The organism is Streptomyces asoensis (assembly GCF_016860545.1).
GTDB classification, from domain to species: Bacteria; Actinomycetota; Actinomycetes; order Streptomycetales; family Streptomycetaceae; genus Streptomyces; species Streptomyces asoensis.
The window spans coordinates 182,639-204,527 of the sequence record NZ_BNEB01000005.1 but is presented as its reverse complement, the minus strand read 5'-3'; the positions used below and the strand labels follow the sequence as shown (position 1 = coordinate 204,527).

The 21,889-nt window shown below is 69.1% G+C and carries 19 protein-coding genes and 1 pseudogene; 8 read left to right on the top strand and 12 right to left on the bottom strand.

Going from position 1 to position 21,889, the window contains the following annotated elements; genetic code table 11:
- Window positions 1-16: 16 nt before the first annotated feature.
- On the bottom strand, window positions 17-730 hold the full coding sequence (locus tag Saso_RS24255; RefSeq protein ID WP_189921732.1) for a DsbA family protein: 714 nt from the start codon (window positions 728-730) through the stop codon (window positions 17-19).
- Between the two features lie 106 nt (window positions 731-836).
- On the opposite strand from Saso_RS24255, the gene Saso_RS24250 reads away from it, so the two are divergent.
- From Saso_RS24250 to Saso_RS24240, 3 genes are all read left to right on the top strand, one after another.
- Window positions 837-1,256, top strand: a complete 420-nt coding sequence (locus Saso_RS24250; RefSeq protein WP_189921734.1) for a winged helix-turn-helix transcriptional regulator — start codon at window positions 837-839, stop codon at window positions 1,254-1,256.
- Between the two features lie 200 nt (window positions 1,257-1,456).
- On the top strand, window positions 1,457-1,648 hold the full coding sequence (locus tag Saso_RS24245) for a hypothetical protein (protein WP_189921736.1): 192 nt from the start codon (window positions 1,457-1,459) through the stop codon (window positions 1,646-1,648).
- Window positions 1,641-3,254: a sigma-70 family RNA polymerase sigma factor gene (locus Saso_RS24240; protein ID WP_189921738.1), complete on the top strand. Its 1,614-nt coding sequence runs from the start codon at window positions 1,641-1,643 to the stop codon at window positions 3,252-3,254. The genes Saso_RS24245 and Saso_RS24240 overlap by 8 nt, the downstream gene beginning before the upstream one ends.
- A gap of 119 nt (window positions 3,255-3,373) precedes the next feature.
- Here Saso_RS24240 and Saso_RS24235 read toward each other — a convergent pair whose 3' ends face one another.
- Both Saso_RS24235 and Saso_RS24230 read right to left on the bottom strand, forming a co-directional pair.
- The gene (locus Saso_RS24235) at window positions 3,374-5,119 is read right to left on the bottom strand and encodes a fibronectin type III domain-containing protein (protein ID WP_189921740.1); all 1,746 of its coding nucleotides are present in this window, start codon (window positions 5,117-5,119) and stop codon (window positions 3,374-3,376) included.
- A 76-nt stretch (window positions 5,120-5,195) separates the two neighbouring features.
- Window positions 5,196-5,594: pseudogene (locus Saso_RS24230) on the bottom strand (PA14 domain-containing protein); the annotation flags it as partial.
- Window positions 5,595-5,904: 310 nt separating this feature from the next.
- Between Saso_RS24230 and Saso_RS24225 the strand changes: the two are divergent.
- Entirely contained in the window at window positions 5,905-6,504 is a 600-nt protein-coding gene (locus Saso_RS24225; RefSeq protein WP_189921742.1) for a YdcF family protein, read from the top strand.
- A gap of 42 nt (window positions 6,505-6,546) precedes the next feature.
- On the opposite strand, the gene Saso_RS24220 is transcribed toward Saso_RS24225, so the two are convergent.
- Window positions 6,547-6,903, bottom strand: a complete 357-nt coding sequence (locus Saso_RS24220; protein WP_189921744.1) for a MerR family transcriptional regulator — start codon at window positions 6,901-6,903, stop codon at window positions 6,547-6,549.
- Between the two features lie 135 nt (window positions 6,904-7,038).
- Between Saso_RS24220 and Saso_RS24215 the strand changes: the two genes are divergently transcribed.
- A complete protein-coding gene (locus tag Saso_RS24215) occupies window positions 7,039-7,461 on the top strand; it encodes a hypothetical protein (RefSeq protein ID WP_189921745.1) in 423 nt (140 codons plus the stop codon).
- 126 nt (window positions 7,462-7,587) lie between these two features.
- A complete protein-coding gene (locus Saso_RS24210; RefSeq protein ID WP_189921747.1) occupies window positions 7,588-8,667 on the top strand; it encodes a MerR family transcriptional regulator in 1,080 nt (359 codons plus the stop codon).
- A gap of 173 nt (window positions 8,668-8,840) precedes the next feature.
- Here Saso_RS24210 and Saso_RS24205 read toward each other — a convergent pair whose 3' ends face one another.
- The 7 genes from Saso_RS24205 to Saso_RS24170 form a co-directional block, all read right to left on the bottom strand.
- Window positions 8,841-10,583: an endo-1,4-beta-xylanase gene (locus Saso_RS24205; protein WP_189921749.1), complete on the bottom strand. Its 1,743-nt coding sequence runs from the start codon at window positions 10,581-10,583 to the stop codon at window positions 8,841-8,843.
- 402 nt (window positions 10,584-10,985) lie between these two features.
- Entirely contained in the window at window positions 10,986-11,423 is a 438-nt protein-coding gene (locus tag Saso_RS24200) for a hypothetical protein (RefSeq protein WP_189921750.1), read from the bottom strand.
- Window positions 11,424-11,659: 236 nt separating this feature from the next.
- The gene (locus tag Saso_RS24195; protein ID WP_189921751.1) at window positions 11,660-12,745 is read right to left on the bottom strand and encodes a GNAT family N-acetyltransferase; all 1,086 of its coding nucleotides are present in this window, start codon (window positions 12,743-12,745) and stop codon (window positions 11,660-11,662) included.
- A gap of 138 nt (window positions 12,746-12,883) precedes the next feature.
- Window positions 12,884-13,483, bottom strand: coding sequence for a hypothetical protein (locus Saso_RS24190; protein ID WP_189921752.1), 600 nt, complete (start codon window positions 13,481-13,483; stop codon window positions 12,884-12,886).
- A 365-nt stretch (window positions 13,484-13,848) separates the two neighbouring features.
- A complete protein-coding gene (locus Saso_RS24185) occupies window positions 13,849-14,424 on the bottom strand; it encodes an NADPH-dependent F420 reductase (protein WP_189921753.1) in 576 nt (191 codons plus the stop codon).
- Between the two features lie 492 nt (window positions 14,425-14,916).
- Entirely contained in the window at window positions 14,917-15,690 is a 774-nt protein-coding gene (locus Saso_RS24180) for a maleylpyruvate isomerase family mycothiol-dependent enzyme (protein WP_189921754.1), read from the bottom strand.
- Between the two features lie 384 nt (window positions 15,691-16,074).
- Window positions 16,075-16,719 carry a TetR/AcrR family transcriptional regulator gene (locus Saso_RS24170; RefSeq protein ID WP_189921756.1) on the bottom strand — a complete coding sequence of 215 codons (645 nt, stop codon included), beginning with the start codon at window positions 16,717-16,719 and terminating at the stop codon, window positions 16,075-16,077.
- 163 nt (window positions 16,720-16,882) lie between these two features.
- On the opposite strand from Saso_RS24170, the gene Saso_RS24165 reads away from it, so the two are divergent.
- Window positions 16,883-17,845 carry a zinc-dependent alcohol dehydrogenase family protein gene (locus tag Saso_RS24165; protein ID WP_189921758.1) on the top strand — a complete coding sequence of 321 codons (963 nt, stop codon included), beginning with the start codon at window positions 16,883-16,885 and terminating at the stop codon, window positions 17,843-17,845.
- Between the two features lie 147 nt (window positions 17,846-17,992).
- Window positions 17,993-19,075 carry a protein kinase family protein gene (locus Saso_RS24160; protein ID WP_189921759.1) on the top strand — a complete coding sequence of 361 codons (1,083 nt, stop codon included), beginning with the start codon at window positions 17,993-17,995 and terminating at the stop codon, window positions 19,073-19,075.
- Between the two features lie 113 nt (window positions 19,076-19,188).
- Here Saso_RS24160 and Saso_RS24155 read toward each other — a convergent pair whose 3' ends face one another.
- On the bottom strand, window positions 19,189-21,813 hold the full coding sequence (locus Saso_RS24155) for a phosphatidylinositol-specific phospholipase C domain-containing protein (protein WP_189921761.1): 2,625 nt from the start codon (window positions 21,811-21,813) through the stop codon (window positions 19,189-19,191).
- Window positions 21,814-21,889 lie beyond the last annotated feature (76 nt).

The following is a 21,889-nucleotide window of genomic DNA, read 5'->3' as shown; positions in this document are numbered from 1 at the left end:
GCGGGCCCACCGCGGGTCAGTCGCGGGCCGGTGCGGCGCGGCCTGCGGGCTCGCAGACCGGTGCACCGCCCGCGGGCACGGCGGCGGCCGGCCGGCTCTCGTCCCAGGCGGTGCGCAGCAGCCCGAGCAGGGTCTCGCTGTCCTGGGCGCCGGGGACGCCGTAGCGGCCGTCGACGAGGATGAACGGGGCTCCGGTGGCCCCCAGTTGTCGCGCGCGGCGGGCTTCGGCCCGCACTTGGGAGCGGTAGCGGCGCCCGACGAGCGCCTGCCGGGTCTGCGCGCGGTCCAGGTCCAGCTCGTCGGCCAGTTCGAGCAGGTCGTCCAGGGCGAAGACGGGCTGTGCCCGGCCGAAGTAGGCACGGAAGACCGCGTCCCAGGCCGAGCGGTTCCTGCCCTCGGCCGAGGCGTGGGCGAGGAACTCGTGCGTCCGGTCCGTGTTCCCGACCTGGTTGTCCAGCACCCGGTAGGGGCTCAGGCCCTCGGAGGCGGCCAGTTCCTCGATGTGCCGGGTCGCCGCCTCCGCCTCGTCGCCGCCGATCCCGTGCTTGCTCCGCAGGGCCTCACGGACGCCGACCGTGCGGTCCGCGGGGAAGCCGCCGCCCAGCGGGAACGAGCGGTGCACGACCTCGACCCGCTCGGCGTGCTCGAACCGCTCCACGGCCCGGTGAAGCCTGTGGCCACCCAGCCCGCACCAGGGGCAGGTGACCTCCGCCCAGATCTCGACTCTCACACTCTGACCTCCAATTCCTACTGTTTGTTCGTAACGCCATGGTGGGCCAGTATGGGAGGCCTTACAAAAGGCACACCGGTGTGCGCGACGGAGAGGAACGGCTGCCATGCAGGACAGCGCCGATGGGGCGATGGCGGCCGTCGCCGGGCCGTGCGCGAGCATCCCGGCCGATCGCATGGCCTTCGTCCGGCAGGTGCTCGACCGGGTCGGCGACAAGTGGAGCATGCTGATCATCGCCGTCGTCGAGGACGGCCCGCTGCGCTACACGGACCTCCAGCGCCGGATCCCGGGCATCTCCCAGCGCATGCTCACCCGCACGTTGCAGCAGCTCCAGCAGGACGGCCTGATCACGCGGACCGCGTACGCCGAGGTGCCGCCCCGGGTGGAGTACGCCCTCGCCCCCCTCGGTCGGGGCCTGCACGAGATCGTCCTGCGGCTGATCGGCTGGGCCGCCGACCACCACGACGAGATCCGCGCCCACCACGACTCGCTCGAAGGCAGGACCGGTTCTCCGCCCGGATCCTGAGCGGGGCGCCGGGGCGGCCTGCCGTGCGGGTGTTCCGGCAGCCTGAGGATCGACACGACGAGGCCGCCGCAGCCGATCACCGGTACACACGGCCAGAAAATTTTGTCAGCCCAGTAAAGAGAATCCGGAGCTGACCCCTCTCCCCGTATGACGGCCGCTCTCAAGGCGGGGCACGAAGGCCGTGGCACGAAGGGGGAGAGATGGATCTTACTACTCTGGTACTGGTGGTGCTGGGCTTCCTGCTGCCGAGCGTGGTGGAGCTGCTGCGCAGCGTCGCGGCTCGCAATCATGCGGCAGCGCAGCGGATCCGCGCCCGCGGGGAGGCGGAAGTCGTTCGGGCCCGGCTCGGCCGGCGTAGGTCCGAGGAGAGGGGGCGGGGACGCAATGACTGAACCGGTGGAGGACCTGGCCCTGGTAGCCGTGTACGAGCGGTACTACGGGGAGATGGTCGGCTATGCCGGTCGACGACTGCGCGAAGCCGGGACGCCGCTGTCCCATGTCGATGCGGAAGATGTCGTCCAGGACGCCTTCGCGCAGGCCTTCCGCAACCAACAGCGCATCGTGTGGCCGCGGGCCTACCTCTACAAGGTGATCAGGAACCGGCTTCAGGAACTCCAGGAACGCGCCCAACGGGCCGAGGTCCTCGCCGAGTTACCCACTCCGGCAGCAGTCAGCAGCGTCGAGGAGGTGGTCATCGCGGTATGCGACGTGCAGCGTGCGCTGGCGCAGCTGCCCACGCAGCAGCGGACCGCGGTCTATGCGGCCAAAGCGCTGGGGTTCACCCAGCACGAGGTCGCCGAAAGCATGGGCAGACAGCCGGGTACCGTCGGTGTGCATATCGCCCGCGGCGTACAGATGCTGCGGGCCGCGCTGACGATCACGGCCGCGGTCGCAGCCGTGATCACCTGCGTCGGTGCCGTAGCCGGCCTGCGGTACATCAGTGCGGCCTCCCGGGGACGGATACCCGTGTCTGCCCCGCACGACGTCCTGGCCTGGCTGTGGCTCGCCCCATTGATGCTCATCGCAGCAGCCGTCGGATACCTGTTCTTCGGATCCGGTCGGACGCGCCGGATCGGCACGAACTCCGCCGCCCGGCCTCCTGATGTCACGGCTCTGGGGACGCTGTTGCTGTACCTGCCGAACTTCCTGTGCAGCCTCGGTGTCCTGTGGGTGGCCGCCTCGTTCCTGGGCCGGTATGCCGTCCTCGTGATTCTGGTCTGGGTGGCCAGCGGTGCCCTGATGCTCCACCGGCCTACGGAACGGGCCATCGCCCGGCACTTCATGGGACTGCACCGGCCCACCGCGCAGGAGCTGGCCCGTCTCGACCCGGTGTGGCGCGAGGTCCTCGCCCGCGCCGACCTGCCGCAAGGACGCTATGAACTGTGGGTGGAGAACACCAACCTCGGGGTTGCTACCGGCAGTCATCTCATCGGCGTCAACCGCTTCGCCATCCATCAGCTGCCTTCTCACGAGCTGGCCGCCATTCTGGCCCACGAGTTGGGCCACCATGCAGGTGGGCACGCCTGGGCCTCGCTGCTCGGCTACTGGTACGCCCTGCCCAGTCGCATCGTCTGGCGTATCGCCCGTGCCGTGATGGCGGTCGCCTTCTTTGTGGCTCGAGTGTTCGGCTTCCTCGGCACGGGGCTGGTCGTGCTGACGCTCGGCGCTTTGCTCTTGGGCCTGGCCCTGGCGTCCTACGGCCTTCCGGTGATCATGCTGGTGGTCCCGTACGCCCACGCTCACACGGGGCGAAGGGCCGAACTACGAGCCGACCTCTACGCGACCCACCTCGGGTTCGGCCCGGCCCTGGCCCAGCTCCTGACACGACTGCATCACGAGGAACAGCAAAAACAGGCAACTGCTGACGCACTGCCCCGAACAGGCACCGCTCGGGACCGGCTCGGCCGAGGCCTGTCCCCCCACCCCGACCACGCCACCCGTTTGAAAGATCTGGAGCCCCACCTGACCTCCAGATCCACCTCTTCCTCCCGGGCGTGAACGCGGCGACCGGCCGATCGCTCGAACGGCCCGCCACGGCACGACAGGCGCCGGTGGAGGGCCTCCCATGGACGGCATGTCCCGACTCGACAGCGCGATCGAGCGATCGAGCGGGGGCGTCAGGGCGCCATCATCGATATCCCGAACGGCGTGGCCTGCGGGGCCGATTCTGTGCCGTCGGCCGCCACGGCGGTGACGACGTAGTAGTAGTACGCCCGCGCCAGACCGGGATCCCTGTACGTCAGTGCGGTCACGCCCGTGGCGATGCGGTGCTCAGGGATGAAGAGGTCCGCGCTGGACATGGACCGGTAGACGTTGTACGAGACGGTCGCACCCTGGTCGCACGCTCCGACCTGCCAGTTGAGCTGGGCGTAGTCCGCACCCCTGCCGCCTCCGGTGATCCGGGGGGTGGGGGGCCCGGTCAGGACCGGGCAGGGCACGGTGACCTCGGCCATCGGCGAGTAGTCGGACCACTGGCTGTGGGTGCTGACGACGCGCACCACGTAGTACCAGGAATGGCCGACGGGCACGTCCACGTTCGTGAACGTCGTCCCGGTGATGAACGGGGAGACCGAGTAGGCCGTCGTCGGGTCCGCGACGGTCGTGCGGTAGACGTAGTAGCCGGCCACGTCGGTCGACGTGCTCGGGGTCCACTCCACCTTGACGTTGCCGTTGTCGGCCGTCGCGGTCACCGAAGCGGGCGCGGCCGGCTTCTCGTGGACCGGCAGGCGCTTGCCGTAGACGGTGCCGTAGCCGGGCTCCGGCAGCGGGGAGACGTTGCCGGAGCCGTCGACGGCGCGGACGGTGTAACCGAACTGCACGTCGGGCGCGGTGCCGGTGTCCAGGTACGTGCCGTCCCGCACCACGGCGATCTGCTCCCACGCGCCGAACATCGTCTTGCGCATGACCAGATAGTGGTCCGTGTCGTCGGAGTTGGGCGTCCAGACGAGGTGCACACCGTCCGTGGCGTCCCAGGCGTCCAGACCGTACGGCATGTGCGGCGGGGTGACGTCGCGGATGCGGGTGGCCGAGGCGGTCGTGGACGGGGCCGACTCGGTGCCGAGTGCCGTGACCGTCCTGACCTGGTAGTAGCGCGCCTCGCCGACGGGCGCCGCGAAGTCGTCGTAGCCGGTGCCGGTGACCGGGGTGTCGGTCAGCCGGGTCCACGGGCCGGCGGCCGAGTCGGCGCCGTAGAGGTGGAACTGATGGGACGCGTCACCGTCGTACTGCCAGCCGACGGTGTTGCGGTCGAGCCGGCCGGTGGCGGAGACGGCCGTCGGCGGCAGCGGCTTGGCCTCGGCGGCGTCGAGCCGGACGGACGCGGAGTACGCGGAGGCGTTGCCCGCGCCGTCTTTGGCCCGCACGCGGTAGTAGGAGGTCGTGCCCACGGCGGCGGCCGGGTCGGTCAGGACGGCCCCCTGAAGGGGCGCGCCGACCTGGGCGAACGGCCCCTCGGGCGCGACGGCCCGCTGCACCTCGTAGGAGCTCGCCCCGCTCACCGGGGACCAGGCGAGCCGCGCGCCGGCGGACGGGTCGTACGTGGCCGTGAGCCCGGTGGGCACGGCGGGGGCGGTCCTGTCGGCGCTGACGACGCTCGTCACCGCGGAGAGCGGGGAGACGTTGGCGGTGCGGTCGACGGCGCGGAGGGCGTACTCGTAGGCGGCGCCGGTCGCCGGAGGCGCTTCGGCGAAGGTGGTGCCCGTGATCGCAGTGGAGTTGCGCAGGCTCCAGCTGCTGGTGCCGGCGACGCGGCGGTAGACGCGGTAACCGGCCAGGTCCATCTCGTAGTTGCGGGACCAGGTGAGGGTCGCCTTCAGCGTGGACGCAGAGAAACCGGACTTCACTCCGACCGGGGCCAAGGGCACGGTCTTGTCGTACGTGGCTCCGATGACCGGCGCGTAGGAGAAGGAGATGTTTCACCGGTACCGCCAGGCGTACGGTCTTCCGCTGGGTCGAAGTGACGTTTCGCCACAGGTCGATCTTGCGGGTGCCGTCGAGGTAGACGCGGGCGCCGTCCTGGACGGCGACGCTCAGGTTGAAGGGGCCGCCGGAGCCGAAGTTGCGGGTGGTGGTCCAGCGGACGCCGAAGTTGTCCTTCGGAAGGGTCACGCCGGAGGGGTCGCCGGAGCCGTAGTTCTCGGCGACGGCGCTGTCGCAGACGGTGGCCTTCGGAGTGCCGGAGAGGGTGGTGTTGGCGTAGTACTGGGCCTTCCACACGCCGGCCGAGCAGGTCACGGCCGCCTGCGCGGTCGCAGGGAAGGCGAGCCCGGCGAGGGCTGTGGCCAAGGAGAGCGCTGCCGCACTACCTGTACGGCGGGCCGTGCCGAGAGATATTCGCATCTACGGATGCTCACTCTTTCGATGGGGAGATGTGGACAAGTTGTGTATGCCGCCCCAATGGTGCCATTCGAAAGATCACTTGCGCAGGTGGTTTGTACGGGGAAGTCGCTCCCGCTGCTCAGCGGATGCGTCGGTTGCCCGAAGTGGCCGCCGGGCGCACGGGAGCGAGGAGCCGCGAGCGGTATCTCCTCTGCCGACGGGGCCTACGGGATGGTGTAGACGGCTCGGTAGAAGTAGATGCCGAGACGGTCGTCGTGGACAGCCTGGTCCGGGTAGGACTTCGGGTCGGTCGCTGCTCTAGAGTCGCGGCATGCGACGACGGACAGGGCTGGCGATGGCCGGGGCTACAGCCCTGGTCTGGGGGGAGTGGCTGAACTGGCGCTGGTCCCGGTCCCTTGTGGGGAGCTGCGGGGGTGCGACAGAAGCCGTGGTCGTACTGGGCTACCGCAACCCGCGCTCGACGGCGAACTTCGTCAACCGCTGGCGCGTTCGTGCTGGAATCCGCTCCGTTTGCGCTGACGGTGGGAAGGGCACCCTCGTGATCTTCAGCGGGGGTGCGACCGGCAGCTACGGTGCGGAAGCCCAGCTGATGGCCGACTACGCGAACTCGGTGCTGGGGTTCGACGGGCCGGTGCTTCTCGAGGACCAGAGCGCGACGACATGGGAGAACATCACGAACGTGATCCCGCTGCTTGAGGATGTCGATCGCATCAAGATCGTCTCTCAACCCGCTCACGCGCTCAAGGCCCGTGCGTACCTGCGACGGCAGCGCCCTGATCTCGCTGAGAAGCTCGTGCGAGCGGACGACTACCGTCCTGGAGAGTGGATGATCGGCAAACCCTTGCTGGCTTCGTACGGGCTTTGGACACTCCGCGGCCTCAAAGCCGAAGAGCGGAAAGTCGCGCCGTAGACAGCCGCCACCTCGGCGGCGTCCCACCCCGTGTGCGATGGCTCAGCCGGCCGCCCGCAGCGGGCATCCGGTGCCGACACGTGCATCGAGCTCGGCCCGCAGGGCGGCAAGCTGTGCCATACGCGCATCGACAACCTCGATCTTCTCCTTGAACAGCGCGGACAACGCCTCGGCGGTGTCGGGCGCGTTCCGCAGTTCCTGGCCGGTCTGTGCGATCTCGGCCAGCGAGAAGCCGAGCGTCTGAGCAGTGCGGACGTACTGAAGCCAAGGCACTGCCTCCGGCGGGAAGTCGCGATAACCGTTGGCCAGACGCCGCCCCGTGACGAGACCGATCTTCTCGTAGAAACGGATGGTGTCCCTGGTCAGTCCCGCTTGCGCGGCCAGCTCCCCGATACGCACGGTTCCCCCTGAACTGCGGACTTGACCTTGGACACTACTCCACTGTTTACCGTTTCGGCGTCCGTGCAGGAGACCAGCAGGAGCCTCGCCGTGTTCCGTCCTTTCACCCTTTCCCACCCCGCCTACCTTCGCGTCATGCGCACAAGTGCTTGGTACGACCTCGTGGTCACAGCCGGTTTCGCCACGCCGTGGACCTACGCCCTGGTGCACGACGCGCTACAGCAGGCCGGTGAGGCGCTCGGGCTGGGCGTCCTGCCTGCCCTCGACCCGATAGAGATCCTTTACGCGAACCTGATGGGTTCGGTGGTGGTCGTCTGGGCACTGCTCCGGATCATCAACCCGCTGCCGGTGCACGGACTGTTCGACGGCATCGCGCGCACGCTTTTCGCCGTGTGGCAGGCGTATGCGCTGGCACACGGTGCCCCGCGCTGGCTGGGGCTGTTCTTTGTCGCCGAGGTGGCGTTCGGCGTCGTCCAGCTTGTGCCGTGGTGGCGGGCTCGACGCACCGACCTCATGGACACCTCCGCCGTGAGACCGCACGGCGACGCGGGCCGGTAGAGGTCATCGCCGTCCATGGGAGACGATCGGGCAGGCCTCAGAACGACCCGCGGTTGACCTTCACCTTGGGGGAGGCCACAGCATCAGTGGGGCCGGGCGATGCGCTCGGCATGAGGAGGAGTGAGCATGGGGTTGCTGACGATCGGGGCGTTCGCGAAGGCGTCCCGCTTGTCGCCGAAGGCGCTGCGTCTTTACGACGAGCTCGGCCTGCTGACCCCCGCACGCGTCGACCCGGTGACCGGCTACCGCCTTTACGCACCGGACCAGTTGGACCAAGCCCGCCTGGTCGCCTGGCTCCGGCGCTTGGGCATGCCGCTGGCCCGCATTCAGCACGTCTGCGCGCTGGAAGCGGGCCCGGCGGGACAAGAAGTCCGCGCGTTCTGGGCCCAGGTCGAGGCCGACACCGCCGCACGGCGGGACCTGGCCACCTTCCTCATCGACCACCTGTCACGGAAGGACCCCACCATGTCCCCGACCGCCAAGTCCCTCGGAATCAGCTACGCCGCTCTTTCCGACAAGGGCCTCGTCCGCGAGAGCAACCAGGACACCGCGTACGCGGGATGCCGGCTCCTTGCTGTCGCCGACGGCTGCGGAAGCCAAGGAGCCCCTGCCGGCGCAGCCGCCATCGACGCGTTCAAGCACCTCGAAACGGACGGCTTCCCGGCCGGCAACCTCCTCGACGTCCTCGAAGACGTCATCGAACAGGCCAAGCAGGCCGTGCACGACGTTGCCGGAACGGGCTCAGCATCCGAAGGCACCGGCACGACCCTCACCGCGATGCTCTGGACCGGATCACAGCTGGCCCTCGTCCACATCGGCGACTCCCGCGTCTACCTCCTGCGCGGGGCAGAGCTGTTCCAGATCACCCACGACCACACCATGGTCCAGTCGATGGTCGACGACGGACGCCTCAGCCCGGAAGAAGCCGCCTCCCACCCCCAACGGTCGCTCTTGGTGCGGGCCCTGGGCCCAGGAACCGACACCGACCCCGACATGCGTCTCCATGACGCGCAGGGGGAGGACCGATATCTGCTGTGCTCCGACGGCCTGTCGACTGTCGTGCCGAACCAGGAGATCCACCGAGTGCTCGCCGAGATCAGCGAGCCCGAGCAGGCCGTCCGTGAACTCATCGCCCTCGCCAACGCCTTTGGCGGCCCCGACAACGTCAGCTGCGTAGTCGCCGACGTCATCGAGCTCCAGCAGTAGGAGCGATCGGCATCGCCGGGAATACCGCTGATGGGGCGTGTTCGGCACGAAGCGCGGCAAGAGCAAGAAGGCCGTCCCGCCGGTGCACGACGATCTCGCGAGCCGCAGCTTCACCGCGACCCGCGCGAACCGGCTGTGATCAAGAACGGAGGGAGATCGGACTTGACGTCCACTCACGCCTCGTCGAAGGCCTCGAGCAGGCGCTCGTACGCCGGCTTCGGCCGCAGAGCCGCGTCCCACGGCAGGGAATCGGCCATGCGCGGAGGGTAGATCTTGGTGTCGGCGGTAGAACCGTACCGGTCGGTGAATCCCCATGTGGAGAACGATGTGCAGTTCGGCTCCTCCAGGCAGACCCGCAGCTTGCCCGCCATCTCATCAGCCTGGGTCTGCCGCCCGTCCTCCTCGTCCTCACGTATGGGGACGTCCATCTCCGACACCCGAGCCTGAACCCCGAGCTCCGCCAGATCCTGCACATGGCTGCGGAAGGTCTCCGGGTCGGTGCGGTCGCCGGCTGTGTACTCATGGTTCTGGAAACCTACGCCGTCGATCGGTACGCCGCGTTTCTTGAGCCGCTTGACCAGATCGTAAAGAGCGTCCCATCGCTCGCCTTCCTCCTCGATGCCGTACTCGTTGAGGAACAGCCGTGCCTTCGGATCGGCCCGGTGGGCGGCCCTGAAGGCCTCGTCGATGTACTCCTCGCCCATGGCCTCGAACCACGGGCTCTGGTCGGAGCGCAGGCCTAGATCCCCGTTGGTGTAGCTCTTCTCGTCGTCGGACATGGGCTCGTTGACCACATCCCATTCCGCGACCTTTCCCTTGAAGTGCCCGGCGACCATGGTGATGTGCTGGAGCATGGTCCGACGCACCTCCTGGGGGCCGTCGTTCTCCCGCATCCAGTTGGGCAGGGCCTCGTGCCAGACGAGGGTGTGCGCGTGCACCTTCATGCCGTTCGCGCGGGCGAAGCGTACGACCAGGTCCGCGTCGCCGAAGTCGTAGACGCCCGGGCGTGGGTGGAGGAACTGCGGTTTGAACGCGTTCTCGGGAGTGAGCATGGAGAACTGGCTTCCCGCGAGCGCCCGGTAGCGTGAGTCGGTGAGCAGCGGGTTCTCGGCCAGGGCGGTGCCGACGTCGAACGGCCGCCCCACGTCCGCGGCCCGCGCGCGCAGCGAGTCGTCTGACTGCTCCTGGCGTAGCTGCGGCGCCTCGATCACGCGGAGCGAGTCACCGCTCTCCGCCCGCGCGAGCAGCTGCGTGAGACTCCATCCCTCGCGGCGCTCGTCTTCGCCCGCGTCCGCCTCCAGACCGAACCAGACAGTGCCCTCGGCGAACACCCCCGGGTCGTGCACGGTTCCCAGCCGCCGTCCGTCGGCTTTCACGTGGAAGGTGTCACCGATGCTCGACACGGCGAGCGTCACCGTCCCCGAGCAGCCGCAGTCGAAATCCTTGGAGATGGCCGGCCCATCGCTCTTGCCGTCCCATATCTGTACCTTCACTTGTCCGTCGGCCGTCACGCCGACGCGCAGTGAGGGCCGCTCCTGCCGCCACTCGTCGTAGATGACGGGTACCCGTCCGTACAGCCGCAGCCATGAGTCGCCGCCGTCGTCACCCACACCGGACATGCGCGCGGTGACGGTGAAGTCGCCATCGGACCTGAGGTGCGGGCCGGCCAGGTTCAGCGGGGGGTTGGGCTGGCCGCCGGAGGAGTCCTGCTCCACGATGCGCCGATCCAACGCGCTGACCCGCAGGATGTCGTCTCGCGCGCTGGTGCCCGGCATCTGCGTCCAGTCGTGGTTCCGCAGCAGGTCTTCGTCGTTTCCGCCGCCCGAGCCTTCGCCCTGTCCCGTGCACCCGGCCGCCACCGTCATGACGAGCACCACGGCGATCAGTCGCTGCCACATCCCCCCACCAAGGTCCACGGTCCCTCCGCTCTCCTGTTCGAGAAGAGATCAACTTCTCCGAACCGGGCCATAGTTCATCACATAGGAGGTGCGGCTGCCTTCAAGGCTGATGCCGAGCGGATGCGCGTGGGCGTGAAGTCATGGACCTTTGTCGCGAGCGGAGCCCCGTTCCGCGAGGATCTGCTTGTGCGCACGGACGCTGCCTCCGTCGAGGCGTGTCTGGACGCATGCCTGCCGCGATTGCGCGAGTTGGGGCTGGTCATCCCGGAATGAGCCCGGGCGCTTGGGTCAGCAGTGAAGAACTGCCTCCGGTTCAGCGACCGATCCGTGGCTCGATACCGTCGTGCGGACGGCGGCGAGGCACCTGCTGGAAGCGGCAGGTGCCTCGACGTAGGCGGGGTGGGGGAGCGGAGTCGTCGTTCAGCAGGCTCCGCTCCATTTCGCCGAAGCCGCGTTGTACCAGATGTTCTGTCCGTAGCCCGAGAGACCGCTGCCGCGGTTGAAGGTCAGGTTCGGGGACGTGGCCTGTCCGTAGGTGTAGCCGGGCGGGATGCAGAAGTAGGCGCCGGTGTACGAGGTGCCCCAGTAGAGGCGGATCCAGTCGCAACCAGAGCACCGGTAGCCGAAGTTGGCGATCAGATAGTTCTTGTTGGTGCACGATCCGAGCGAGGAGGCGTTGCCGACCCATTCACAGCGCGAGCCGTTGTCGCCGTTCCATACGTTGAACGTGCCGTCGGCGCAGGCGTACGGCGACCCGCCGCAGGGGTTGCTCGCCGCGCCGGCGTTCGTCGAGGTGCCGAAGACGCCGAAGCCCACCGTCGCGATGAGCGCCACCAGGTACAACAAGACGCGTCTCATATGTCCCCCTTGTCGTCATGCGGTCACCGTGCAAGGTAGTCATGCACACGCCCATCCGTAATGTGAGTTTCGGCCAGGGCGCTCCAAGGGCAGGTGACCGTCGTCCGATGGACAGTGCGGGCAGTACCCGGCAAGAGGCGTCCCGTTCAAGAGCACGCGGTCTCCTCCGAACTCCCCCCGCTTCGGTGAACTGTGCAAGAAAGCGGATTGAGTCCGCCGCAAGCGGGCGCCCGTGGTCAGCGCCCACGCAGTGAACCGACGAGCTCGAGCCCTCGCACCGCCGCACCCCGCAGCGCGGGCTGCTCCCGCACCAGCCGGTGGGCGGCCCGCCTCGGTTCATGGCGGAGCCAGTGCAGGGCCGCACCTGGCCCGGTCGTGCGCAGGGCGCCTTCGTGGACCACGAGGTCCCCCGTTTTGAAGGAGTTCTTGTAAGCCGCCTCGCCCCTGCCGAAGTCGACCAGGCGGATGTCGGCCGCGGCGGCAGCCTCGATCATGCGCAGGTAGAGGACGCGGCCGGGTGAGTAGGTGGCGAGGGCGCGGTCGTAGGAGGGGAACCAGCAGGACAGGACGGTGGCGGAGCGCAGCCCGAAGTGGGCGGCGACCGGGCGGTCGGCGGCGTAGAGCACCGAGAGCATGCCCGAGCAGTCCGGTGTGTTGGTGTCGGCGAGCAGACGCACGAGGTTGGCGATCCACGGCTGGTCGAAGGGGTCACGGCGGCCGGTGCGGCGGTAGTGGGCCGACTTCCAGTCGACGAGGGTCCGCAGGGCCGCCGGGTCGCGTTCGTCGTGGACGTAGCGCAGAGGGCCGAGGTGGCGTGTCATGCGGCGTTCCTGGGCGCGGGTCGATTTCAGGAAGCTTCGTGAGCGGCTTCGGAGGTGAGTCTCGTACGCATCGAAACCCTGCGCGAGGTCGACGACCGGGGAAGCGAACTGGCCCGTCGCGTACGGCAGGAAGAGGTCCTGGCTGCTCTCGAGGTGGTTGAACTCCCAGGCGTTCAGGGCGCAGGCGCGCATGAGGTGGTGCGCGTCGAGGTGGACGCCGTCGGGTGGCAGGACAGCTCCCTGGCAGTCCGAGACGCCCAGACCGAGCGCCCTGCCGTGCCCCCAGCGGCCGCGTTGGTAGGGGAAATAGCCGACGGGCTGCCGGTTTCGGCGGAGTACCGCCACCCGGGCGTCGCGGCGCACCCGGCCGATGGCCTGGGTGAATTCCGCACTCATGAAGGGATTGGCGGTGGCAGTGGCCCTTCGCAGGTCGTTCCAGAGGCCGAGATCTTTCGGCGTGAGGTCGCCGGCGTGAACAACGTCGATGCGTGGAGTGGTCATGGGGGTACCTGGGTTTCTGGTGTCGCGGCGAGGCAGGCGACCCGGCCGCGCCGGGTGAGGTGCGCGATCGGCCGGTCCGTGGGCGCGCCGAAGCGATCGATGGTGCGTCGAGAGCGAGGTGGGACCGACCGGGCCGTGTTACGGAGGGCCTCGACGTCCGGTCGAGCCGACCAGCAGCACTTCGAAGAGGCATTCGTCGCCGTCGTCAGACAGGGATCCGGACAGCCGGCTCGGATCCACGGTCGCGACCGCGGAGGTGCGCGCTGACACGAGAACGCAAAGACGGTGCACGAACGTGCGCAGACCCGTCTGCATCATGGCGCGGAGTTCGAACCGGGAGCGTGCCACGGCTCGCAGGGCGCCCACAGTGACCGCGGTCATGAGCAGGTGCATCGCGCCACCTGCGCCTCCGTGGAACGCCCCGCCCGTGGGGCGGGGTTCTGAGGCGGCGAAGGCGAACCAACAGCAGGCCGCTGCCTGCGCCAGGACCATGGTGCCGACGTCGGGCAGCAGGGCGCCGGGCCCGGACGCGCGCAGCAGGGCAGCCGAGAAGAGGACGAACGCCACCACCAGGCATGCCGTGAGGGAGGCGGTGCGCTCGAAAACCAGGTGGTAGCCGGCTGCGGCCAGAGCCGTCGCGGTGGTAGCCAGGCCGACGGCCGGCAGTGCTTGCGTCCCGGCCGTGCCGCCGACGGACGGACGGAGGAGGTGGGCGAGGGGGAGCGGGTGCGCGGTCATCTCTCGCCCATGATCGGCGAGATGCGCGGGCCCGGAGTCAGGAACGGGAAAACCGTCCTATACGAACCTTCGGGCGACCGGTCACGTCTGCGGGTGAACGGCCAGGCAGCAGTCCCGTTGGCCCGACCGACCCGTGAGCCATTGCGACGGACTGCCTGGTACTCCGGCGGTAGATCGTGACTTGCTGGTGCTGAACCGGATCGAGTGGGACGCGGATGAGGTCGTGGACCGCGTGTGCGCCTACGTCGCGGAAGGTTTCGGCGAGCGGGGCGCCGTGTTGGTCACACGAGGACTTCCAGGCATGGAGGACACGCGGAAGCGACTTGTTCGGGTGCGGCCCCCCGCTGTGATGGCGAGCGTTCGGGTCAGCCCGCGATGCCGAAGCCACCGGTCCAGGGGGTCTTCTCGGCCGCGGCCAGCGTGATCTGCAGGAAGCCAATGGCCTCAAGTTCCCGGGCCCGCTTCAGCGACCCGGCGTCGATCGCCTTCAGACCGCCGGCGGTGACGAGGTCGGCCAGGGTGCTCTTGGCGTCGGTGTCGTCACCGGCGATGAGCACGGTGGTCTCCAGGGTGCCCACGCTGCCGGAGGTCAGGGTGGCGGCGAAGTTGGTGTTGAACGCCTTGATCACGCGAGCATTCGGGAGCTTGCCGGCGATCTGTGCGGTGGCGGAGGAGTCGGCGGGCACCGTGAGCCTGTCGAAGGTCTCGAAGTCCAGCGGGTTGGAGATGTCGACGACGATCTTTCCGTCGAACTGCCCGGACCGCTGGCCGAGCACTTGGTCGACGGCCGGGAACGGCACGGCCAGAATCACGATCTCGCCGCTGAGCGGCTTGTCCGCGTCCTCGCTTCCCAGTAGCTCCACAGCGCTGCCGCCCTTGGTGAGGACGCCGGAGATGGCCTGCCCCATGTTGCCCTTGCCGACGATCGAAACGTCTGCCACGACCGGACTCCTTCTCATTGGTTGGCGCTACGCGCAAAACCACAGATGGGCATGGTTGTATCGTCAACTATTCGATAGCTTGGAGCTATACCTGCTCCCTGGCTGGACGAGCGCCAGGCAGTCGCCCGGATTCGCTTGGCGGCCGTGCTTGAACTGATGCCCGGTGTCCGTGACACTCAACTGCGTCATGACCCGAACCTCACCCATTTCGAGTACTGCGCACTTGCCCCGCTGTCCCAGGCGCCGAGGCGCACTCTGCGGATGACGGCACTGGCTGCCCGCACCGACGCCACCCTGCCGCGGCCTTCACACGTCGGACGACGTCGGGAGGATCGCGGCTCGGTGCGGCGCTTTCCGTAGGCTGCCCTTACCCGGCTGTACAGATCGAGCTGAAGGACCAGAGCATGCCGCAGGCCATGGAGCGTGCGGTCCGGTCGGTATCGGCGCCCAGTGCCAGGTGCGCGGTCGTCCGGTGGTAGTCGGCTTGCTCGTCTATGGCGCTGTGAAGAGCAGCGGGAAGCGCAGGCCCAGCCACGGTTTGCGGCCCCAGGTGACGACCTTGGCGCGGGCCATGGCGGTGGGGGCGGTCCAGCGGCCCAGGGCGAGGAGGAGGAAGGCGACAGGGTCAATGGCTATCGTGCAGTCAGGCCGCCGGGGCGGGGCGTCGGAGACCGTAGGCACACCGTCCGCGAAGGTGACGGCGAAGCGGTCGCTGCCGATCCGCAACAGGTAGCACGCATGGTGGTCGGCCGCGCCGGCGTTCACTACACGCGGCATGGCCAGTCGCATGAAGGGCAGCGTGAACGCGACCACTTCCCGGTTGACCATGTGGGGCCCGCGCAGCGCGACCGCGATGTCGTATCCGTGTCCGAGCAGGTGCGTGAGCAGATACGAGCCCAGGGTGGCCATGTTCATCGGCCCCATGGGGGTCACCACCTCCTCGCGCGGACTCCGGCGGGCCGCGGCCGCGACGAAGTCCCGGGCGCCAGCTGCGATCTCCGCGCCGAGGACCGCCGGATCCCGCTGCGGGAAGACAGCCAGAGCGGCGCGGTTGGCCGCCGCAAGGCCGCTCGGCGTCCCGTTGCCGTAGGGGCGGTCCGCGCCCGCCCCGATGTCGGCCATCAGCTTCCCAGCCAGCGCGAGGTGCGCCGCCGCCTCTCCCACCGTCCACTCTGCGCCCCGTAGCGGCGTGTGCGGTGCGGCTCCTGCCTTCAGCAGCTCCGCGATCCGGTCGGCAGTGGCGATAATGGCATCCTCGGGTGTCATGAACGCGATCGTGTCGGCGCTCGGGCTTGCTGTCCAGTGCCCCGTCGGCCCCGCTCCCGCCTGTACCTGAGGGACCTCTTATCGGCTTGCGGCCCACCACAGCCTGCTGTGCTTCGACGGGGTGGCGCGTCGCATGACCCCGGCCGGAGAGTCGGCCGGGGTGCGGGTCCACGACTCCTACGCCCACCATCCCGACGAGGAGAGCGCGGACCTCGCCGCCGCGAGCTCTCTCGCCGGTCCGGGCGTCCGGGTGGTCGCGGTATTCCAGCCGTTCCGTCCGTCGCCACGAGACGATGTGCACTCTCCTGCGCAAGGACCTGCGAACCCCGTCGGGTGGCAGGTAGAGCCCCCGCAGCCAGGCGGTCATCGTCCGGCCGGCGGGGTTTACGGCGTGCTGCGTGAGTTGGTGAGGTGCAGGTGTGGTGCTGGCGGCAGCGGCGTAGGCGCTCCCGTCTCTGGTGCGGCGCGAAAGGCCTCGATCACGTAGGCGGCGAAGCGGCGGGAGGCCGTGGCCCGGGCGGCACGCGGCGTGTCTTGCAGGCCCCGGTGGGCCGTGAGCATGAGGATCAGGTCGTCGACGACGAAGCCGGGGCGCAGCCGGCCGGTCTTCTGGGCGCGGCGGGTCAGTTCTGCGACCGCGCGCAGCGTCTGTTCTTGGTCGGCGGCGAAGTCCATGGCCTCGGGGAAGGCCGTCATGAAGGCGTCGGCGAATCCTCGGCTGTGCGCGTGGAGTTCGCAGATCCGCTCGATGAGGCTTCGGAATCCGTGCCACGGGTCCGGGTCCGTAAGGGCGTCGCGGACGGCGGCGTGGCAGGCGCGTCGCTGCTCGGCGAACGTCTCTGCGATCAGTGCCTGTTTGGCCGGGAAGTGCCGGTACAGCGTGGCGGGGCCGACACCTGCGTGCCGGGCGACCTCGCGCATGGGCGCACTCAGGCCCTCTTCGCCGAACACCGTGCGGGCGGCGTCCAGGATGCAGGCCCGGTTGTCGCGGGCGTCGGAGCGCACGGTCCGAGGCAATCGGCTGGTCATCGTTTCTCACTTTAGCCAGACGGACGGGGGCGTCCGTTACGGTCCGGTGGCGGTGCTGCCGCCCCGGCCCGGCACTTCGCCGGTGAGGTCTCGGGCGTGGGGGCCGGCTCGACGCCCGCGGCCGCAGCCGCGATCCATCTTTCCACCGATCCGAGGAGCCGAGATGAAAGCCGTCGTGATCAGGACGTTCGGAGACCCCGATGGTCTGGAGGTCGTCGATGTGCCCGTGCCGCTTCCTGGCCCGGGGCAGGTGCGGGTCGCCACGGAGGCGATCGGGGTAGGCGGTGTGGACGCCGTGATCCGCCAGGGAACGCTTGCCGCCTACGGCTTCCGGGAGGGCCATGTCCTCGGCAGCGAGGTCGCGGGAACGGTCACCGCGGTGGGAGGAGGCGTGGACGCCTCGTGGGTCGGGCGGCGGGTGTGGGCGTTCACCGGCCTGTCCGGTGGGTACGCCGAGCAGGCCGTCGCCTTGGTCGAGGACGTCCTTCCGCTGCCCGACGGCCTGACCGGCGCTGACGCAGTGACCCTCGGCGGCTCCGGCGTGGTCGCCCACTTCGCCCTGGACCGGGCCCGTTTCACGACCGGCGAGACGCTGCTCGTGCGCGGTGCTGCGGGCAGCATCGGGATTACTGCGGTCCAGCTCGCAGCCAGGGGCGGTGCGAGCGCGGTGGCCGTCACCACCTCGTCGGTGGAGCGTGGCGCACGCCTGCGGGACCTGGGCGCGACCCACGTCCTTGACCGCTCCGGTGAGGGCGGCCCGGACGCACCGGCGGGCTTCGACGTGGTGATCGACGTCGTGGGGGGTCCTCGGCTTCCCCATTTCCTGGACAAGCTCACCTCCAACGGGCGGTACGTGGCTGTCGGTGTGGTCGGTGGGCAGCCGCCGGCGGACTTCGGCATGCGGCTGATGGACGCCTTCCGCAGGTCGTTGTCGTTCGCCGCTTTCAGCTCCGACACCGTGCCCGGCCCCGACCGGCAGGCCGTGCGGTCGGCCCACTTCGCCGATGCTGCGCACGGTGACCTGCGCACCGTCGTGCATGCAGTGCTGCCGCTGGACCAGGCGGTGCTGGCCCACCGTGACATGGACGCGGGGAAGGTGTTCGGCAGGTTCGTGCTGGCGCCCTGAGCCGTACTGGGACGGTGTTCGCGGCCCCGGCCGACGAGATGGGACCACGCTCGGATCGTGGCTGAGGCCCGGCGGCGCTTCGGGAGTCGCGGTCACGCCCTGGCATGATCAACAGAAGCTGGTTTCGATGTCGGGCTGGAGCCGTCGATGGATGTGACCGACTCAGGGCATTCCGAGCGTGTGTCTGCTCACGCGGCCGTGGGAGCAGAGCTGGCCCTGTTGAGCGACCGTCGGCTGGGGGATGCGGTGTCCGCCGCGCCGAGTCTCGGCTCCGGTATCGGGGGCAGGTCGGCGGAGATGGAAGTCGCAGGCACCCGCGTCTTCGTCAAGAGGGTCCCGCTGACGGACATCGAGGTGCAGCCGGGATACGTGCGGTCGACTGCAAACGTGTTCGATCTTCCTCTCTGCTACCAGTACGGGGTGGGGTCGGCAGGGTTCGGTGCCTGGCGTGAGCTGGCCGCGCACATCATGACGACAGGCTGGGCATTGAACAACGACCACGCGGGTTTCCCGCTGCTGTATCACTGGCGGGTATTGCCGGACAGCCCCCCTGCTGGCTTCGTCGACGGGTTCGGCGGTGTTGAGGGGGCCGTGGCGCATTGGGAGGGCTCGTCGGCCGTACGTCGTCGGCTGGAGGCCATCGGAAGGTCCTCCTTCAGCCTGGTGCTCTTCCTGGAGCATGTGCCGCAGACGCTCGCCGCGTTGCTCGGCGACAGCCGTGATGCGGCCCTACCGAAGCCGGAAGGCGAGTCGCCCTGTCGATGGGTCGAGAACGAGTTGCTGCGGGGGACGGAGTTCATGAGCGCGCGCGGACTGGTCCACTTCGACGCGCACTTCGCCAATCTGCTCACCGACGGCCGGCGAGTGTACTTCGCAGACTTCGGGCTCGCGTTGAGCCGCAATTTCGAACTCTCGGCGCAGGAACGCGTTTTCCTCGCAGATCACCTCGTCTACGACCGCTCCTACGCACCAAGCCACCTGCTTCGCTATCACCTGCCGGACGACGTGCGTGGTGGCAGCGAACACGGGGCGTTCCTGCGTGCGTGGGTCGACGGTCACCAACCCGCCGACGTTCCGCCCGACATCGTCGCGATCATCGATCGTCACGCTCCACACGCACTCGTCCTGGACGACTTCCATCATCGACTACTCACGCAGAGCAAGAGCACTCCCTTCCCCGCGGCGGAAGTTCGGCGCGCCCTGGCCGACGCATCGAGATCAGAGCCGTAAGAGCCCATTTCCCGTCGTCATGCGAGCCCGCTTCTCGACGCTTGTGGCCGAGTGCCCCGCCCGGGGAACGTACCCCCGAACGGAGCGCTCGGCGCAGACAGCGCACCCGGTCGCTAGCCCGGGACCACCGTGTCGCTCATGCTCGGCTTGCCCTCACCCGACGCGTTCCAGGCGCAGACCATGATCACGTACTCATGACCCGCCGTGACCCCCGTGACCCTGGCGGAGCGGGCGGACGACGGGTAGCCGATGATCCGGGAGTGGTTCGCCGGGGTGCTCTTGTCGTTCACCCACACCGCGTACCGGACGATCGAGCCGCTGTGCGAGTCGGTCGGCGCCGACCAGCGCACGTCGATCGAGCCCGCGCCGGCCGTCGCGGTGAGCCCCGGCGGCCGCCCCGCCGTCGTCGGCGCCGCCTTGCCCCGGACCGCCGAGGACCACGAGGAACGGTTGGCCGCGCCGTCACCGGCGACCGCGCGGGCCCGCACCTCGTAGGTGTGGCCGTCGTAGGGCTGGTCGGTGAACTGCCAGGACATGTCGTAGCGCGGGGCGCTCACGCCGGGCACCACGTCGTGCCAGTCCGCGTTCGGGTCGGTGGTGACGTCACGCCACTGGACGTCGTAGGTGTGCGCGCCGAAGACCTTGTTCCAGGTGGCGGTGACGCCTTGCCGGCCGCCGTCGAACTTCATGCCGGACGGCGTGGCGAGCGACCGGTCGGGTGCGCTGTCCGGTACGTCGGGTGCGGCGGCGCCGATGCCGAACTCCTTGTGCAGCACCGCGCCGAACGCCTGGGCGATGCGGTACTCGCCGAGGGCGTTGGGATGCAGTCCGTCGTAGGTGGTGGCGCAGGTCGTCGCCTTCGGGTCGCAGCCCATCGCCTTGTTGAGGTCGGCCAGCTCCACCGGTGAGGCGCTGGTGCTCCAGCCGGGGGCCGCCTTGGCGAGGGCCGCGTTGTAGTCGCTGATGCGCTGGGGGAGTTGGGGGTTCGCGTCGCCCAGGGTGGTCCGCTGGGGGACGTTGGCCAGGACGATCCGCACGTCCGGGTCGGCCGCCCGCGCGTTGTCCACGAACTTCTTCATGGTGGCGACCAGATCGGCGCCCGCCCCGTACCAGCCGATGTCGTTGAAGCCCAGCTCGACCAGGAGCAGGTCGGGCGCGCGGCCCTTGGCCTTCAGCTCCTGCATCACCGGCTTGATGGTCGGCACGGTCCGGGTCAGTGAACGGCCCCAGAGGGCGTAGTGAGCCGAGCCGCCGATCGAGAACCCGGCATTCACGTCCCCGGCGTACTCGCCCTGGACGCGCGCGTCGCCCGGAAGGGGCTCCGTGGGCTCGCCGCCGCTGCTCTCGCCCAGAACCGGCGGCTGGGGCGGCTGAGCGTCGGCCTGCTGCACGGTGCCCCGGTACGGTCCGACGAAGGTGACCGGCCACTTTGTGCTCCTGGCCCAGTCCCACAGCCGGTAGCGCCAGGTGTGGTCGCCCTCGTACCCGTGGCTGATGGAATCGCCGACCACCATGACGTCGCGGATGTCGGTGTGCGTCACGGAGTTGCGCGTGATGATCTCGTCGATGAGCTTGCCGCCGGGGAAGTCCATCATCATGACGCCCATACGGTCCAGATCGGACCGCCCGCCGAACCGGTCGTCGCGTCCTGCGTAGAACTCCGGGCACCGGTCCTTCTCGGCGCGCAGACACTGGATGAGGAAGTTGTTCACACCGGTCGCCGTCGGGGTACCGCCCGCCGCCGTGTAGGGGTGGACGCCGCTCCCCGAGGCGCTGGTGTAGTTCACATACAGGGCGTCCTGCTTGTACTTGGCGTCCTTCTCACCGGGGCGGCTGCCGTCCCAGGTGCCGTTGGTCCGACGCAGGTGCGCTCGGACCTTCTCCCACTTGTCGTCGATGTCGCTGATGGTGGCCAGCTCGAAGTCGTCCTGCACGTACTCCTCGTTGGAGCCGCCGGACGGGTAGGGCTGCTCGAGCCCGTAGCCGCCGAAGATGCCGCCGGCTGTGTTCCGGTAGCCGAGGAGCACGACCTTGCCGCGTACCTCGCCGAGCGTCGGGACGCGGTTCGACTGGCCACTGCCGGTGACGGAGGGGCCCCAGAACAGGTCGCGCCAGGCGGTCGACGGGGTGCTCTCGTTGCCGTCCCCGGTGTACGAGCGGCCGTTCAGGTAGGAGTCGAAGATCTTCTTGCGCCACACATCGGTCCCGAACCCGTCGGCGTCCTTGCAGGAGAAGGTGGAGCCGGTGCACTCCGCCTTGAGGTTCATCAGGACGGTTTCGCCGGGGTGGTCGCTCAGGAAGCGGGAGGTGGCCTTCAGTACGTCGGTGAAGTTGGCGTACTGATACGTGGCGCCGTGGTGGACGGTGAACTTCAGCCCCTCGTCGCCCTTGTCGACCCGGACCCGGATGTCGAGCGCCCGGATGCCGGCGTCGAACTGGGTGGTCAGGGTCTTCGCGCTGAAGCCGTGGTTCTCCTGCGTCTGAGTGATGCTGGTGACGATGCCCGAGCACTGGCCCGTGTCCGGGTCCGGGGTGTCCCCGCAGAGCGCGAGGCTGTCATGGGTGCCGGGCACCGAGAGCCAGGCGAGGTTGGTCCCGTCCGGGACGCGTGACATCCAGTCGATGTTGGCCGCGGAGGCTTCGGTGATGCTGCTGTAGTAGTCGTTCGCCCGGGCGGGGGTGGCGGAGAGGAAGACGCCGGAGACGGACAGCAGCAGGGCGAGGAGCACACCGAACACGGTGCTTCTCGCCACCGTCGCCGGCCGGCGCATCGGCAATCTCCGGGACGAGCGGGTCTGGCGTATGACGGTGATC

Bases quoted from the DNA above. Each gene is read 5' to 3' on its own strand.
- Saso_RS24240 (WP_189921738.1), top strand. From the start codon at position 1,641: ATGACTGAACCGGTGGAGGACCTGGCCCTGGTAGCCGTGTACGAGCGG.
- Saso_RS24245 (WP_189921736.1), top strand. From the start codon at position 1,457: ATGGATCTTACTACTCTGGTACTGGTGGTGCTGGGCTTCCTGCTGCCG.
- Saso_RS24170 (WP_189921756.1), bottom strand. From the start codon at position 16,719: ATGACCAGCCGATTGCCTCGGACCGTGCGCTCCGACGCCCGCGACAAC.
- Saso_RS24165 (WP_189921758.1), top strand. From the start codon at position 16,883: ATGAAAGCCGTCGTGATCAGGACGTTCGGAGACCCCGATGGTCTGGAG.
- Saso_RS24200 (WP_189921750.1), bottom strand. From the start codon at position 11,423: ATGAGACGCGTCTTGTTGTACCTGGTGGCGCTCATCGCGACGGTGGGC.
- Saso_RS24180 (WP_189921754.1), bottom strand. From the start codon at position 15,690: ATGACACCCGAGGATGCCATTATCGCCACTGCCGACCGGATCGCGGAG.
- Saso_RS24195 (WP_189921751.1), bottom strand. From the start codon at position 12,745: ATGACCACTCCACGCATCGACGTTGTTCACGCCGGCGACCTCACGCCG.
- Saso_RS24160 (WP_189921759.1), top strand. From the start codon at position 17,993: ATGGATGTGACCGACTCAGGGCATTCCGAGCGTGTGTCTGCTCACGCG.
- Saso_RS24190 (WP_189921752.1), bottom strand. From the start codon at position 13,483: ATGACCGCGCACCCGCTCCCCCTCGCCCACCTCCTCCGTCCGTCCGTC.
- Saso_RS24225 (WP_189921742.1), top strand. From the start codon at position 5,905: ATGCGACGACGGACAGGGCTGGCGATGGCCGGGGCTACAGCCCTGGTC.
- Saso_RS24250 (WP_189921734.1), top strand. From the start codon at position 837: ATGCAGGACAGCGCCGATGGGGCGATGGCGGCCGTCGCCGGGCCGTGC.
- Saso_RS24210 (WP_189921747.1), top strand. From the start codon at position 7,588: ATGGGGTTGCTGACGATCGGGGCGTTCGCGAAGGCGTCCCGCTTGTCG.
- Saso_RS24215 (WP_189921745.1), top strand. From the start codon at position 7,039: ATGCGCACAAGTGCTTGGTACGACCTCGTGGTCACAGCCGGTTTCGCC.